15 protein-coding genes are annotated in these 16,090 nt (G+C 35.6%); 4 read left to right on the top strand and 11 right to left on the bottom strand.

Annotation, left to right across the window (positions count from 1 at the left end; genetic code table 11):
* Positions 1 to 18: 18 nt before the first annotated feature.
* Positions 19 to 2,055 (bottom strand): heavy metal translocating P-type ATPase, encoded by a 2,037-nt coding sequence (locus D4A81_RS04530; RefSeq protein WP_111525711.1) that lies wholly within the window; start codon positions 2,053 to 2,055, stop codon positions 19 to 21.
* A 133-nt stretch (positions 2,056 to 2,188) separates the two neighbouring features.
* On the bottom strand, positions 2,189 to 2,455 hold the full coding sequence (locus D4A81_RS04525) for a DUF6110 family protein (protein WP_111525671.1): 267 nt from the start codon (positions 2,453 to 2,455) through the stop codon (positions 2,189 to 2,191).
* Between the two features lie 290 nt (positions 2,456 to 2,745).
* Between D4A81_RS04525 and D4A81_RS04520 the strand changes: the two genes are divergently transcribed.
* The 4 genes from D4A81_RS04520 to D4A81_RS04505 all read left to right on the top strand — a co-directional run bounded on the left by D4A81_RS04520 (position 2,746) and on the right by D4A81_RS04505 (position 5,624).
* Positions 2,746 to 2,958, top strand: a complete 213-nt coding sequence (locus tag D4A81_RS04520; RefSeq protein WP_111525672.1) for a FeoA family protein — start codon at positions 2,746 to 2,748, stop codon at positions 2,956 to 2,958.
* A 109-nt stretch (positions 2,959 to 3,067) separates the two neighbouring features.
* Positions 3,068 to 3,292, top strand: a complete 225-nt coding sequence (locus D4A81_RS04515) for a FeoA family protein (protein WP_111525673.1) — start codon at positions 3,068 to 3,070, stop codon at positions 3,290 to 3,292.
* Between the two features lie 9 nt (positions 3,293 to 3,301).
* Positions 3,302 to 5,455 carry a ferrous iron transport protein B gene (gene feoB, locus D4A81_RS04510; protein WP_111525674.1) on the top strand — a complete coding sequence of 718 codons (2,154 nt, stop codon included), beginning with the start codon at positions 3,302 to 3,304 and terminating at the stop codon, positions 5,453 to 5,455.
* A 28-nt stretch (positions 5,456 to 5,483) separates the two neighbouring features.
* Positions 5,484 to 5,624, top strand: a complete 141-nt coding sequence (locus D4A81_RS04505; protein WP_111525675.1) for a FeoB-associated Cys-rich membrane protein — start codon at positions 5,484 to 5,486, stop codon at positions 5,622 to 5,624.
* Between the two features lie 51 nt (positions 5,625 to 5,675).
* Here the strand turns inward: D4A81_RS04505 and D4A81_RS04500 are convergent, their stop codons facing one another.
* From D4A81_RS04500 to rplK, 9 genes are all read right to left on the bottom strand, one after another.
* Positions 5,676 to 8,285 (bottom strand): translation factor GTPase family protein, encoded by a 2,610-nt coding sequence (locus D4A81_RS04500; protein ID WP_111525676.1) that lies wholly within the window; start codon positions 8,283 to 8,285, stop codon positions 5,676 to 5,678.
* 9 nt (positions 8,286 to 8,294) lie between these two features.
* Positions 8,295 to 8,762: a Cys-tRNA(Pro) deacylase gene (gene ybaK / locus D4A81_RS04495; protein ID WP_111525677.1), complete on the bottom strand. Its 468-nt coding sequence runs from the start codon at positions 8,760 to 8,762 to the stop codon at positions 8,295 to 8,297.
* Positions 8,763 to 8,851: 89 nt separating this feature from the next.
* Positions 8,852 to 10,216, bottom strand: a complete 1,365-nt coding sequence (gene radA, locus D4A81_RS04490) for a DNA repair protein RadA (RefSeq protein WP_111525712.1) — start codon at positions 10,214 to 10,216, stop codon at positions 8,852 to 8,854.
* A 54-nt stretch (positions 10,217 to 10,270) separates the two neighbouring features.
* On the bottom strand, positions 10,271 to 10,681 hold the full coding sequence (locus D4A81_RS04485) for an endosialidase (RefSeq protein ID WP_111525678.1): 411 nt from the start codon (positions 10,679 to 10,681) through the stop codon (positions 10,271 to 10,273).
* Between the two features lie 147 nt (positions 10,682 to 10,828).
* Positions 10,829 to 12,517: a leucine-rich repeat domain-containing protein gene (locus tag D4A81_RS04480; protein ID WP_111525679.1), complete on the bottom strand. Its 1,689-nt coding sequence runs from the start codon at positions 12,515 to 12,517 to the stop codon at positions 10,829 to 10,831.
* 39 nt (positions 12,518 to 12,556) lie between these two features.
* Complete coding sequence (locus D4A81_RS04475; RefSeq protein ID WP_111525680.1) at positions 12,557 to 14,344, bottom strand: leucine-rich repeat domain-containing protein; 1,788 nt, start codon at positions 14,342 to 14,344, stop codon at positions 12,557 to 12,559.
* Between the two features lie 57 nt (positions 14,345 to 14,401).
* Complete coding sequence (locus D4A81_RS04470; RefSeq protein ID WP_111525681.1) at positions 14,402 to 14,590, bottom strand: hypothetical protein; 189 nt, start codon at positions 14,588 to 14,590, stop codon at positions 14,402 to 14,404.
* Between the two features lie 320 nt (positions 14,591 to 14,910).
* The gene (rplA, locus tag D4A81_RS04465; RefSeq protein ID WP_111525682.1) at positions 14,911 to 15,606 is read right to left on the bottom strand and encodes a 50S ribosomal protein L1; all 696 of its coding nucleotides are present in this window, start codon (positions 15,604 to 15,606) and stop codon (positions 14,911 to 14,913) included.
* A gap of 17 nt (positions 15,607 to 15,623) precedes the next feature.
* Positions 15,624 to 16,049 (bottom strand): 50S ribosomal protein L11, encoded by a 426-nt coding sequence (rplK, locus tag D4A81_RS04460; RefSeq protein WP_009662424.1) that lies wholly within the window; start codon positions 16,047 to 16,049, stop codon positions 15,624 to 15,626.
* Positions 16,050 to 16,090: the final 41 nt, after the last annotated feature.

Here is a 16,090-nt window from a genome sequence, read left to right as displayed (position 1 = left end):
GATGTCCGACCACTTATATTAGATTTCCGGCAACAGATTGGTCATACTTGTAAGCGATATTCCAACTGTTGATAAATTATGTAAAAGTGATGATGTACCGGGTGAGAGTATTCCCAAAATACCAAGACCTATCAGAGAACCGTTAAATCCCATAATAAATCTGAAGTTTGAGTGAACTCTTCTTGTAAGCTTATTTGAAAGTTCTTTTAATCTTACAAGATCATTTAAATCGTCAGCGGATATACATACATCCGCTATCTCTCTGGCAATTGCCGCACCTTCACTTATGGCAATACCGCAGTCTGCAGCCGATAATGCAGGTGAATCGTTTATACCGTCACCGATCATTATTACGGTTCTGCCCTTTGCTTTTTCTTTTTCCACATAGCTTGCCTTATCCTCAGGCAATACTTCAGCATAGAATTTATCTACTCCTACCTCTTTTGCAATAGCTTCGGCTGTATAGATATTATCTCCTGTCATCATAACAGTCTTTTTGATTCCGAGAGCCTTTAATTTCTTTAAAACATCCTTTGCTTCGGCTCTTAGAGGATCTGCAATCTCAATAATAGCTGCAAGCCTTCCTGCAATAGCCATAAACAGATGTGAATATCTGTGATCAAGCTCTGAAAGCTTTTTCTTAGCATCTTCACTAAGCTGTGCTTTTTCATCTTCAATTACAAAATGATAGCTTCCTATTACAACCTTGTCGCCTTCTATTTTACTTGCAATACCGTGTGCAACTATATACTGCACCTCAGAATGCATCTCTTTATGACGAATCTTTCTGTCTTTAGCCTCTTTTACTACGGCATTTGCAATTGAGTGAGGATAGTGTTCCTCAAGGCATGCGGCAATCTTTAAGAGCTGATTCTCATCATCTCCGTCAATTCCGATAATTCTTTGTACCTTCGGGCAGGCATATGTAAGTGTACCTGTCTTATCAAATACGATAGTATCGGCATTTGCAATCGCCTCCATAAACTTTCCGCCCTTTACGGTAATCTTGTCATTTCCGGCCTCTCTCATTGCCGAAAGTACTGCAAGAGGCATAGAAAGCTTCAATGCACATGAAAAATCCACCATAAGAACAGACAATGCTCTTGTTACATTTCTTGTAAACAGATATGTAAGTCCTGTTGCAAGCAATGAATAAGGTACAAGTCTGTCTGCAAGTCTGTTTGCCATGTTTTCGGTATTTGATTTAAGCTTTTCGCTCTCTTCAATCATAGAAACAATCTTATCATATCTGCTCTGTCCTGTAGTTGCGGCTACCTTTAAGAGACATTCACCCTCTTCAACAACCGTTCCGGCATAGACTCTTGAGCCTGCTCTCTTTTCTACAGGTACGGACTCACCTGTAAGAGATGCTTGGTTTAACATAGCCTCTCCGCTTACCATCTCTCCGTCAACAGGTACTATATTTCCTGTATGTACTCTGATGGTATCACCTGACTGAATCTGTGAAATAGGTACTGAAACCTCACCGTCATCTGTTACAAGCCATACCTTATCTACATTTAATGACATACTTCTTGCAAGGTCGTCAACAGACTTCTTATGTGTCCAATCTTCAAGCTCATTACCTACACCAAGTAAAAGCATAAGTGAACCGGCTGTTGAGAAATTACCCTGTGCAATAGATATACCTATTGACAATGCATCAAGCAAATCAACCTCAAATTTTAACTTGAACAGACATTTAAGGCCTTTATAAATATATGGAGCGGCCTTAACAATTGTATAAATATTGTTGATGATGTTTGGGAAGAACATCTTTCTCACACCGGTAAACATGAGCATTCCCACCATTTTCTCTTGGAAATCTCTTGTAATCTGTCTTCCTGAAGTATTTGGCATACTTTCAATCAATGCAGTATTATTGTAGTCAAACTTTTTTAATTTATTTATAACTGCGTTCCTATTATCATTCTTATAATATATAGCAACATCACAGGTTCTTTCATATACTACAGCTTTTCTTATAAATTCAAAGCCTTCCAAATAGTATTGAAGCATATCAGCTTCTTTTATAGACATTCTCTTTTGAGCCATGCGTACACGCATTCTGTTCTTTGACTCATGCAAAATTTTACAATTCACTTTAATCCTCTAATCTTTCTATAAAATTTAAGGAAGAGATAAACTCTTCCTTATTACAAAAAAACTATATTACTGAAAAGAGAAATTACTCTTCAATATTTCCTTCAGCTTCCCTTGCTGCACGCTCTTCATTGATGTCCTTAGCTTCTGCTAAAATATCGCTAGCATTCTCCTGAACACATGAAACTGTATCCATTACGCACTCCTTCATACGAAGTACAGCTGCTGTTCCCTGTGCATAAGCTTTCTTTGCATCCTTGCTTGAAAGTAACTTAATACCTGCTGTTCCAAAAAGTGTACCTGCTGCAAATAAACCAAACTTCTTCCATCCAAAACCATTAAGTAAAAACATATTAACCTCCTAAAGTTAGCGTAAACTAATAATGACAATTATATTTTGTAAAATTTATTACAGTAAGAATATATCATAAAGTCAAACCATTGTAAATAGAAAATTTACGGATTACACGTCTTTTAAACGTCAAATATTGTTTTTTTTTTAGTACTTTTTAGTTAGTTTTCGCTAATATGCAACAAATTCAGTAAGCTAAATCTAACTTTTCTTAAAAATATATTGCTTTTAACGTTAGTGTATGCTAACCTATAGAATGTATTTGATATGTTTAAAGAAAAGGAGGGATTATGATACCTTTACTTATGGCTAATTTAGGAGAAGAATACACCATAAAGCAAATTGGTGGTCGTGAGAAGGATAAAACTTTTTTGGCGACCCTAGGCTTTGTTGTAGACGGCAAGATTTCAGTTGTAAATGCTATGTCCGGAAATTTGATCGTTAATGTCAAGGATTCCAGAGTGGCAGTAAGCAAGGAGTTAGCCGCAAAAATCATGGTCTAAATCATCCGCAAATTTTATTGATTAAAGAGGATATTTAGTATTTACATTTGTCAATGGGAAATCCATTGTATATGTTCAGTTTTACTCAAAATACAGAAAGGAGCACAGAATGGATACTTTAAGAGATGTAAAAATCGGCGATACAGTTACTGTTGCCAGAGTTCATGGCGAAGGTCCTGTAAAGAGAAGAATCATGGATATGGGTGTTACAAAGGGTACATCTATCCATGTACGCAAGGTAGCACCTCTTGGCGACCCTATTGAGGTTACTGTAAGAGGATATGAGCTTTCTATTAGAAAAGAAGATGCAGAAAAAATTGAAATTACCAGATAAGGAGCTAATATGGCAATTAGAATTGCACTTACCGGAAACCCAAATACCGGTAAAACTACTTTATTTAATGCCTTGACAGGTTCAAACCAAACTGTAGGAAACTGGCCCGGTGTTACTGTTGAGAAAAAGGAAGGAAAGCTTAAAGGACATACTGATGTTATTATTACAGACCTTCCCGGTGTTTATTCTCTATCTCCATATACATTGGAGGAAGTTGTAGCAAGAAACTATGTTCTCAATGAAAAGCCTGATGCGATACTTAATATCATTGACGGTACAAACCTTGAGAGAAACCTCTATCTTACCTCACAGGTTACAGAGTTAGGTGTACCTGTTGTAATCGCAGTAAACATGCTTGATGTACTTGAGAAGAGCGGAAATAAACTTGATCTGGATAAGATGAGCGAAAAGCTTGGCTGTCCTGTTGTTGAGATTTCAGCACTTAAGGGTACCGGAGTTATGGATGCAGCCGAAAAGGCAATAGAAATTGCAAAAAATCGTGCCCTTCCAAAGGTACAGCACCAGTTTGATAAGCATGTAGAGGATGCTGTAAAGGAAATCATACATCTTCTTCCAAGCAGTGTACCTGAGAACCAAAAGAGATGGTATGGAGTAAAGTTATTCCAAAGAGATGACAAGGCTATTGAGCAGTTAAATCTTTCAGAAAGTACTCTTGCCGATATTGAAAAGATCATAACAAAATGTGAAGATGCTATGGATGATGAAGCTGAAAGTATTATCACATCAGAGCGATACAACTATATATCTGATGTAATTGCAAGTTTTTATAAAGTTAAAAATAAAAACTATGTAAGTCTTTCAGATAAGATTGATAAAATCGTTACAAACAGAATTTTGGGACTTCCAATATTCGCAGCTATTATGTTTGTGGTTTACTATATTTCAATTACTACTGTCGGTACAGCAATGACTGACTGGGTAAATGATATACTTGTTGAAAAAATTATTCAGCCGGGTGCTCAGAGCTTCCTTGAGTCTGTAGGTGCAGCTGATTGGCTTGTAGGTCTTATTGTAAATGGTATTATCGCAGGTGTAGGAGCTGTGCTCGGATTCCTTCCTCAGATGCTTACACTCTTCTTCTTCCTCGCTTTCTTAGAGGGCTGTGGATATATGGCGAGAATTGCATTCGTTATGGACAGAGTATTCAGAAGATTCGGACTTTCAGGAAAGAGCTTTATTCCAATCCTTATAGGTACAGGTTGCGGTGTTCCGGGAATTATGGCTTCAAGAACTATTGAGAGTGAGCATGACAGAAGAATGACGATTATTACAACAACATTTATTCCATGTTCTGCAAAGCTTCCTGTTATAGCACTTATATCAGGTGCATTGTTTAATAATGCCGCATGGGTTGCTTCATCAGCTTACTTTGTAGGTATTGCCGCTATTGTCGTCTCAGGTATCATGCTTAAGAAGACCAAGCTGTTTTCAGGTGATCCTTCACCGTTCGTTATAGAGCTTCCTGCATATCACCTTCCTACAGCAGGTTCAATCCTCAGATCAATGGCTGAAAGAGGTTGGAGCTTCGTAAAAAAGGCAGGTACAGTTATTACACTTGCAACTATCCTTATATGGTTTCTCAGCTATTTCGGATTTGTAGAAGGTTCATTTACATATCTTGCTGAAGATCAGATGGATTTATCGCTACTTGCAAATATCGGAAACACATTTGCTTGGATTTTTGCTCCTCTTGGATGGGGTACATGGAAGCCTGCAGTTGCAGCCATCACAGGACTTATGGCAAAAGAGAATGTCGTAGGTACATTCGGTATTCTATACCATGTTTCCGATTTCGATGCGGATACCGGTAAGGGTATCTGGGATCTTTTAAGAGCTGATTACACACCTATTTCAGCATATTCATACCTTGTATTCAACCTTCTGTGTGCTCCTTGTATTGCAGCGATGAGTGCTATCAGAAGAGAGATGAGCAGTGTAAAATGGTTCTGGACTGCTGTAGGATATCAATGTGGATTTGCATATATCGTAGCAATGATTATATATCAGGTGGGTTCACTTATCCTTACAGGTAAGTTCGGTGTCGGTACAATCTTCGGATTTATCGGAATCGTAGCTATTATTTACGGTCTTGTACGCAAGCCTTCTGAAGAAAAAGCTTCTACTGTAAAAGCTAAAATATAAGTGGTTTTATTAAAGAAAGGAGATCTTTATGGCAGCAACAGTTATTATTTCAGCCGCATTGGTCGGTGTAGTAGGTCTTATTATAAGATCGATTTATAAAGATAAGAAAAACGGGAAGTCCTCATGTGGTGGAGGATGTGGTGGTTGCTCAGGCAGCTGTCATACCTGATTCTTTATTCAAATATTTGAATCCAATTAAAAGAAAGAGCCCCGGCATTTGCTAGGGCTCTTCTTTTTTACCAAGTCTTATATTTTCTATTTTTTCTTTCAAATCTCCCTTTAAAGAATCAAAAAGCCTGTTTGTAACTGTTGTCTTTTCTATATGTTCTTTTCTGAAAGCTTCCTTGGTTTCTTCCAAGTCCTTTAAAAATTCTCTGGCTGAAATCAGTATAGCTCCCTTACCTCTTATAATAATTTGCTCTATACCATCTGATGTAGCCACTGTTACATCATACTTTTTTATCATTTCATGTGTAGTCTTTTCTATATATTGATCGGCTGTTTCAGCAGTTTTTGTATATACAACATATAATCCGGAGAAGTTTTGTACTTCTGTAGGGTGATTTACAAGTCTATAAGCATCAAATACCAAGATTATTTCATAGTCCTTATATGCCTTATAATCTATCAGAAGTTCTATTAGTCTATCTCTGGCAGAATCTATATTTATCTCGGCAAGTTCACTCAAGACCTTTGAAGCAAATATAATATTATATCCATCCACCAATAAGTAGTGTTTCTTTTTTTCTCTCTCCTTATATACATATTCTTTTTCAGGAGTTCTCTTTATAGGAGTATCCCAATCTCCTATCCTTGGTGTAATCTTTCCATAGGTCCTTTCAAATATTGCCATCAGTTCTTCGCTGTCAGCTTTTGAAGCATCATATGTAGATCTGATTGTTTCTACTTTCTCCTCTTCCTTTACCAGTTCAAACTTCTTTAATGGTAAATGCATATAGTTAAATACTTCACTCCAAGGTACTATAAAACTCTCACCATGAGAACAAAATATAGAATCCGGAGTGTTTTTTGTATCAAACTCTGCCAAATATGAGCTATTTCCTATTACTTCCTCTAAGTTATGACATGGTAAAAAACCCCTGAGACTAAAACTTATCTGACCAAGTCCTTTGGTATATGACAAAAGCGTGCTTCCATAGTTTTGTATATTTATGGTAGGTGCAAAACCCCTAACTCTTAGAGTTTCTACTCCATCATAACTTATATCCTCAGCATTCATATTGCCTAGATCATTTAATAGTCTTCCCAGTGAAGTCATAGGAATATTTATCTCAAAGTCATAATAAGGCTCTAAAAGTATGGATTTGGCATACATAAGTCCATGTCTGACCGCCCTATGTACTGCTTCAAGAAAGTCTCCTCCCTCAGTATGCTTTTCATGTGCTCTTCCTGCAACTAAAGTAAGAACTACATCTGTAAGCTCACTGCCTGTCAGTACTCCTCTAAACTTTGAGCTTTCTACAATATTTCTTACCTGACTTTGGTAGTTCTTTGGAAGCTCATCATCAGATACCTCATTTGCAAATATAACACCACTTCCTCTCTCTCCCTCTGAGATAAGTATATGTACCTCTGCATAATGCTTCAAAGGCTCAAAATGTCCTACACCCTCAATATATCCTACTATGCTCTCCTTATATATAATACCACCATCTATCAAATCACAGTTTAGTCGAAGTCTTTCACTGATGAGATTTTTTATCAAGTCTATCTGAACTTCACCCATCAGATTGACCTTAATTTTAGCAAGTTCCTCATCGTACTCCATCCTTATTTCAGGTATCTCATCAAATATCTGAATAAGTTTAGGATATATTTGGTTTATACTTACATCATCTGAGAAAACCATATTGTAACTAAGTACAGGTAGAAGTTTTTGACTTGGACTTTTTATATTTCCAAAGGTATCCCCTGCATGAGATTTTGATATTCCGGTAACTGCTATGATATCTCCTGCATTAGCTATATCTAAAGTAGTGTATTTTTCACCATCATAAGCTCTTATCTGATTTATTTTCTCATCAAATAGAGTGTCCTTTACACGAATATTTCCACCTAATAGCTTTATAAATGAAAGTCTGTTTCCGTTCTCATCATATTTTATCTTATATATTATGCCGGAAACCTCATCATGATATTTTTTCTCATTTATATATTCTTTTATAAGATCAAGTATTCCCTCTATATTTATTAGTTTAAGACCCGAACCAAATATTGTAGGAAATATCTTTGATGATTCTATACAAAAGCTTATGTCGGATTTTAATATCTCCTCTCCTTCAATAAACTTTTCTATAAGTTTTTCATCACATGATGCCGCTTCTTCTATCAGCATCTTATTTTCATTTGAAAAGTCCACAATATTATTTGAAAGTGACTTTTTCAAGCCGTACAATACTTTTTCTTTATCAAACTTTTCACTGTCAATTTTATTTACAAATATTATAGTAGGTATATTTGCCTCTCTTAATAACCTGAAAAGTGTATGTGAATGTGATTGTACACCATCACTTCCACTAATTACCAGTATTGCAATATCCATTATAGATATTGTTCTTTCCATTTCAGCACTGAAATCTACATGCCCCGGAGTATCTATAATATTTATATCTATACCGTCTATACTTGTTCTGGCAATTTTTGAAAATATGGTAATACCCCTTTTTCTCTCATACTCATCATTGTCCAAAAAGCTATTTCCAAAATCCACTCTTCCGGTTTTTCTAAGCTTTCCGGTTTTATAAAGAATTGCCTCTATCAGTGTGGTCTTTCCGGCATCTACATGTGCCAATACTCCAATATTTATCATAATGTTATCCTATGTCAATGCGGCAAAGCTTAAAGGCAGAATTTTTTCCAGATCCTTTGGAGACATTTCCACCTGATACCCTATCTTGCCGGCACTAAATATTATATTTTCAAAATCCAAGGCTGTAGAATCCAGCACAGTGGTAAATCTTTTTTTCATCCCTATAGGAGAACAACCGCCATGAATATATCCTGTAAGTGGTAGCAAATCTTTTGATTTTAACATTTCTATAGACTTCTCACCTACTGCTTTTGCTGCCGACTTTAAATTAAGTTCCTCAGCTACAGGTATAACAAAAACATAGTTTGCCTTACTCTTACCGACTGTTACCAAAGTTTTAAAAACTCTTCTCTCATCCTGACCTAGTAGTTCTGCCACCTCCACTCCATTTGTTGCCGGAGTATCTATATATGAATAGTGATTATATTTTATCTTCTTTTGATCCAAAAGTCTCATTACATTTGTTTTCTCGTCCATTTTTCTCGCTTTCTATGAAACTGCTTTGCATATAAATATTTTAGATATGTATTTTATCAAATACTACACTTTTATAATAATTTCTGCTTTTAACTCAATAATGAAACAGCTTCATTTATATTCCTTACTCCTATTAGCTTTATATTGCCTTTAAATGAAAGCTTTTCGAGGCATACTATTGGAAGTATGCATACCTCAAATCCAAGCTTCATAGCCTCTCTTATTCTGATTTCCGGCATACTTACAGCTCTAACCTCTCCTGAAAGTCCTACCTCTCCGAATATCACAGTCTTTTCATCTATTGTTCTATTCTTCATACTTGAAATAAGAGACATTATTATAGAAAGATCCAATGCCGGCTCATTTATCCTAAGTCCACCTGCAATATTTATATAGGCATCATATCTACTCATAGCCAAAGCACATCTTTTTTCTATGACAGCCATCAAGAGATTGATTCTGTTCACATCCGTTCCTGTAGAAGTCCTCCTTGGAAGTCCGAAGGCAGTAGGTACTACCAAAGCCTGTACCTCTACCAAAATAGGTCGACTCCCCTCCATAAGGCAAGCTACAGCTGCACCTGTAGCATTTTGTGGTCTACCTGATAACATAAACTCAGAAGGGTTTTTGACCTCTATAAGGCCTACCTCCTGCATCTCAAACACACCTATTTCATTTGTAGAACCGAATCTATTCTTAACTGCACGAAGTATCCTATATGAGGCAAATCTATCTCCCTCAAAATAAAGCACTGTATCTACCATATGTTCAAGCACTCTAGGACCTGCAACCTGCCCTTCTTTTGTAACATGGCCTACAATAAATATTGCAATATTATTTTCTTTTGCTGTCTGCATAAGAAGATTTGTAGACTCCCTTACCTGGCTTACACTTCCGGGTGCTGAAGCCACTTCCTCATTAAACATAGTCTGTATAGAGTCTATCACCACAACATCCGGTTTCTCACTAAGTACTGTTTCTTTTATTATATTCAGATTGGTTTCACATAGAAAGCTCAAATCTCCCTTGATTTCTCCAACTCTTTTTGCTCTCATCTTTATCTGCTTTAAGCTTTCCTCTCCTGAGATATAAAGGACTGATCTTTCATCATCTGAAATATTCTTACATACTTGAAGCAATAATGTAGATTTTCCTATACCGGGATCTCCACCTACCAATACAAGTGAACCTCTTACTACGCCACCTCCTAGTACTCTATCCAGCTCTTCAAAGCCTGTCTTAAATCTGTCTTCATCTTCCAGCTGTATTTCTGATAATCTGGCCGGCTTTTTATATGTATTTGATGATATTCCTCTGCTAACAGTTTTCGCTTTCACCACCGGCTCTTCTATTAGGCTATTCCAAGCTTTGCACATAGGACATTGTCCAAGCCACTTAGGTGATTCATATCCACATTCCTTACAAAAGAATGCACTGGACTTTGATTTTGCCATATAAACCTTTCTATTTAAAAAAGGCATATCCGGCTTACCGGTATGCCCATTCAATTATCTTTTTTTAACTATAACCTTTGATTTGTTTTCACTTAGTTCAACACTAAATATAAGCTTACCTGATAGATTGGTTTTCATACCTCCGATACTTACATCATCAATATAAACCTCATATTCTGTATCCTCTTCCAACCCGATAGTTATCTGGGTGTCCCCAAAACCATATATATCGAAAGTAGTCAAATCCGGGGTGGTCTCAAATTCTATCACTGCACTACCGGGAACAGATTCAAATACAAATGCTGAATTTCTTTCAAGCTTTGTAATTTCTTTAAAAGTCTTTACCTTGTATACATCTCCTTCATGTCCAAAGTCCTCTACTTTAGATTTTGTGCTAAGAATATAATTTCCAAAACTAAGTTTACCATCTGTCTCTTTGCAAATCAAACTCTCTACTACAGGCATATAACCCTCCTACCAAGCTATGTTTTTGTATAAATAGTATACAACATTTGCAAACTTCAAACAAGTATATTATTAAGAGTTGATACGGTGGATATGAGTTATTAGTTACAGTTATTATATTAAACTTAATATTCATCCATCCGTGTTTTAATAGAATACAATATCCGGTTTTTTATATCTCTCATTTATTTCATATTTTGAATGATATTCATCTTCTAAAAAATATATTTCTCCCAAAAAATATTCACTCTCAAGTTTTTTCGGTACTCTTATCTCTTCAAGCATATCACATTGCATAATAGCATAGGGATGTATATATTCTATGCTTTCAGGTGCCGTCAGACTTTTAAAAGCACAATTTACAAAGACATTATCTTGTATTTTCTTTAAGCCCTCAGGCAATTCTATTTCTTCCAAAGATATACATTCTCCGAATGTCATCTGCTTTAATTCGCTAAGTCTACTATCTTCCTGAAAATACACCTCTTTTAAGGCGAAACAATTATAAAATACATACTCTCCCATTATCTCAACACTGTTAGGTATATATACCCCTTCTATAAACTCCCTGTCTTCAAAAGCCCCTTCCGCTATCAGTCTTGTTCCGTCTCTAATTTTTATTCTTTTAGCACCTTTACCTGTGTATCCAAGAAGTATATCCCCAACATATTTACAGCCATACTCATCAGATTCCATATCCAGCAGATAATCTGTATTCTTAAAACACCTATGACCGATATTTTCTATATTCTTCGGCAAATTTATTTCAGATAAATGTATACATTCCATAAACGCATAATCATCTATTTCCACTACAGTCTCAGGTAAATCCACCTTTTTTAATCCCGCATATGCAAAGGCAAATCCACCTATGCTCTTTACTCCCTCAGGGACACTTATTTCTTCCAAAGATTTACAAGATCTAAAGCTGTTATTTCCTATTCTCTCCAAGCCGTCAGGAAATTCAACATGCTTTAAATTTTCATAATTGTCAAATACGCCGTCTGCAATTACTTTGGTAGAATCTTTAATCTTAATATACTCTTTTTCTTCCTTACTGTATATCAATACCTTTCCCATATATGCACAACCATATTCATCAATATCTATTTTTTTAAGAATATAAGTTCCCGAAAAAGCATCTTCCCCCACAGCTTGTATCCCATCCGGTATATTTATATCTGATAAGCTGCTGCAATTATTAAAGGCACGTTCATCTATTCTTTCAAGACTCTCCGGCAGTTTTATTGTTTTAAGTTTCTCACAACCCTCAAAAGCACTATTATTTATTTCAATTATATTTCCTAAAAAGGAAACCTCCTCTAAAGAATTACAATCTAAAAATACTTCGGGATAAATGGCATCCACAGCTTTAGGAATTTTAATACTTTTTAATGAACTGCAATTATAAAAAGCCCCTGTCTGTATTATTTCCAAATTATCAGGTAATTTTATATACTCTATTTTTACGCAATTATCAAAAGCATTAATATCTATTTTTTTAACAGTTTCCGGTATAATAATATTTTCCAGATTGATACAATTATAAAATGCGCTTTCACCTATGGATGTGACTCCTTCCGGTATAACAATACTTTCCAGACCGGTACAATTATAAAATGCCCTATCACCTATAGCTGTAACTCCTTTTGGTATTTCCACTTTTGTAATGCTGTCTCTTTTTTCTAAAAGGCCACTTTTTATACCCAGAAAAACATCATCTTCTATAATCTGCTTACATTTTAATTTACTCAGAAAGAAACATAAAAATATGATGATTACTATACCTGTTATAGTAATTGCATATATTTTAGTGTTTTTATTTTTTCGATCCACATTTATCCTCCCCTCCGATTCGTCTTTATCCAAGAAATCCTAATAATATATAACTTCAGGGTATACCTTCTCGAAATTAAGCTTTTTTTCAACTATTCTAAAATCACTTTTTATACTTAAAGGTACTTCTATTCTCTTTAGATTCTTACATATAAAAAGGGATGAGCTGTCTATATACTTTGTATTTTCCGGAAATCTTATTTCTTCCAGGCTTTCACAATATGAAAAAGCCATATAATTTATCTCTTCCAACTTTGACGGTAAACTTATCTCTCTTAAATTAGAACAACCTGAAAATGCTTCCATATTTAATTCTTTAATATCGCATCCTTCTCTAAATACAATCTTCTCCAAAGAGCTACAGTCTTTAAAGGCTTGAGCCCCCAAATATTTTGTACTCTCAGGAATATTTATTTCTTTAATACTTGTACATTCTTTAAAAGCTCCAACATAAATTATTTTGATATTACTTTCTTCTTCAAATATACATTCCTTTAAATTTTTACATCCGCTAAAAGCTTCCATGCCTATCATTTCCACGCTTTTTGGGATATCTATTTTTTCCAATCTGTCGGAATTTAAAAACGCCTCACCACTTATGCTTTTTGTTCCTTCCCTGACTTTAACATGGCTTTCTCCCTCTACATATTCAAAGAGTATATTTTGAAAATATTTACAGCCATATTCATCTTTTTCTAAATGTTCAAGCCAATATGTGTTTTCAAAGGCTCGTACACCTACTATATTCAGCGTTTCCATCATCTCTACCTCTGATAAATTTCTGCAATTGGCAAATGCCTCTCTTCCTATACTCTTTACGCTTGCAGGTATATTCAAACTCTCTATATTACATTCAAAAAAAGCTCTGCTATCAATATCTTTCAGATTCACGGGCATATTTATATTTTTAAGACTTTTACAATTTGCAAAAGCATCATTACCTATAGCTATAAGGCTTTCAGGCAATTCAACTGTATATAAATCAGGCAAATCGGCACAGGCTTTGCCTGCAATTACTCTTGTGCCCTCTCTTACCCTTATCTCACTGCCTTTATTCTCATATTTTATCAGAGCCTCGCCTATATATATGCCCTCCTCATCTTCCCACAGACCTCTCTCATAATACTTTGTACCTTCAAATGCACCTTCTCCAATATACTCTATTCCCTTAGACATCTTTATATCGGAAAGTTTTTTGCTGTCTTTAAAGGCAGCACTTCCTATCTTCTCAACAGAATCAGGGATTTTTATACTTCTGATTTTCTCGCAACCCAAAAAAGCCTCACTGCCTATATTTTTTAGACCCTCATTCAGTTCTACTGACTCCAAATTTTTACAGTTTAAAAAAGTGGATTCACCGATCTCCTCTACTCCGGCAGGAATACTTATTTTTTCCAAAGCCGTACAATCACTAAATGCTCCCATCCCCAGTTTTTCCAAACTATCCGGTAATTCCACATTTTTCAATTGTGAACATCCCAAAAATACTGACGATTCAATAACTTTCACATTTCCCGGTATTTTAATATATTCCAGTTTTCTGCAACTTAAAAATGAAAGCTCACCAATACTTTCAAGTGTATCCGGCAATTCCACGACTTCCAAATTCTCACAACCTATAAAGGCATATTTATCTATTTCTTTAACTCCTGTAGGAACAGTCAACTCTTTCATACTGTACTTGCTCTCAAATATGCCATCTTTAATACCATATAATATATTATCCCTTATAATCAGTTTTCTTTTTGCATGAGTTAATACATATTGTGCAATAAGTACAATAAATACTATTAAAATAATCAGCCTGATTTTTCTTCCTTTGCTCACAATTATATCTCCTGTATTTTATGAAAGCCACTCAATACTATTATCTTTTAATATACTTTATTTATATTTTTCAAATTCACCTAGATAAGCTCTATCGTTAAACAAATCTATTAATCTCATAGTTCTATCCTCGAATACAGTTTTTTCTTCCCCATCTCTTCCTACATATATTATTTTTCCATCAAATTCTAAGCCATCATATCCTATATGCTTCTTTATTTCTATTATCCTTGTATCACCAGCCATAATCATACCTCAATAAGATTATACAAAATAAATTAATATATCTGATAACTTGGTACAGTCAGTGTAAAAGTAATATATAGTAATATTTAACAATAAATATAACTATACTGTAACTTTTTATTTTACTCTTTCATGTACATTCTAATACATATAAATACTCTTTTCAAGTTTCATCATCAAATTATCTATATATATTAACTTCGTTTTGAACTATTCAAATAAATTAAATAGAAGCATAAAATATATTTTAATATAACAAAAAGCTGCCACATACTCTTTATAAGTATATGGCAGCCTATGCGTCTTTATTATATTAGCTATTAGCCTAAAAGCTTAGCAACATTGAGTCTGACACCAGGTCCCATTGTTGAAGTAAGAACGATACTCTTCAAGTATGCACCCTTAACTGTGCTTGGCTTAGCCTTATTGATAGCATCCATAATGCTCTGGAAATTCTCTAAAAGCTGCTGCTCACTGAATGAAGCCTTTCCTACAGGTACGTGAACCAAGTTTGTCTTATCAAGACGATACTCTACTTTACCTGCTTTGATGTCTGCAATAGCCTTTGTAACATCCATTGTAACTGTACCTGCCTTAGGGTTTGGCATAAGTCCCTTAGGTCCAAGTACCTTACCAAGGCGTCCTACAACGCCCATCATATCAGGTGTTGCAACGATAACATCAAAATCTAACCAACCATCATTCTGGATTCTTGGAATAAGCTCCTCTGCTCCAACATAGTCAGCTCCGGCAGCCAAAGCCTCATCAGCCTTTGGTCCCTTTGCAAATACTAATATTTTTACAGTCTTACCTGTTCCGTGTGGTAGAACTACCGCACCACGAATCTGCTGGTCTGCATGACGTCCGTCAAGACCTGTTCTTATATGTAATTCTATTGTTTCATCGAACTTAGCTACTGCTGTTTTCTTAATTAAAGCTACTGCCTCGCTTGCATCATATTGTACGCTACGATCAACTAATTTGGCAGCTTCAACATATCTTTTTCCGTGTTTCATGTATATTCCCTCCTAAATTAGTCTTCTACTGTGATACCCATTGAACGGGCTGTACCTGCTATCATAGAGATAGCTGAATCAATATTTGCTGCGTTAAGGTCAGGCATCTTAAGAGTAGCTATTTCCTCAAGCTGTGCTCTTGTAATCTTAGCCACTTTTGTTTTGTTAGGTACACCTGAACCTGAAGCGATCTTACATGCTTTCTTAAGTAAAACTGCAGCCGGTGGAGTCTTAGTTATGAAACTAAAGCTTCTATCTGCATAAACTGTGATAACAACAGGGATGATCAAATCTCCCTGGTCTGCTGTTCTTGCATTAAACTGCTTTGTAAACTCAACTATATTTACACCATGCTGTCCAAGTGCTGGACCAACAGGTGGAGCTGGTGTTGCTTTACCTGCAGGTATCTGCAATTTTATATATCCTGTAACTTTCTTTGCCATATGGCACCTCCTTGTGGTAATTTCGGGAATCTCCCTCCCAC

It is taken from the genome of Lachnoanaerobaculum umeaense, from assembly GCF_003589745.1.
GTDB lineage: Bacteria > Bacillota > Clostridia > Lachnospirales > Lachnospiraceae > Lachnoanaerobaculum > Lachnoanaerobaculum umeaense.
Note: the sequence above shows the minus strand (reverse complement) of the source record. Positions and strands in the feature narration are given on the sequence as shown.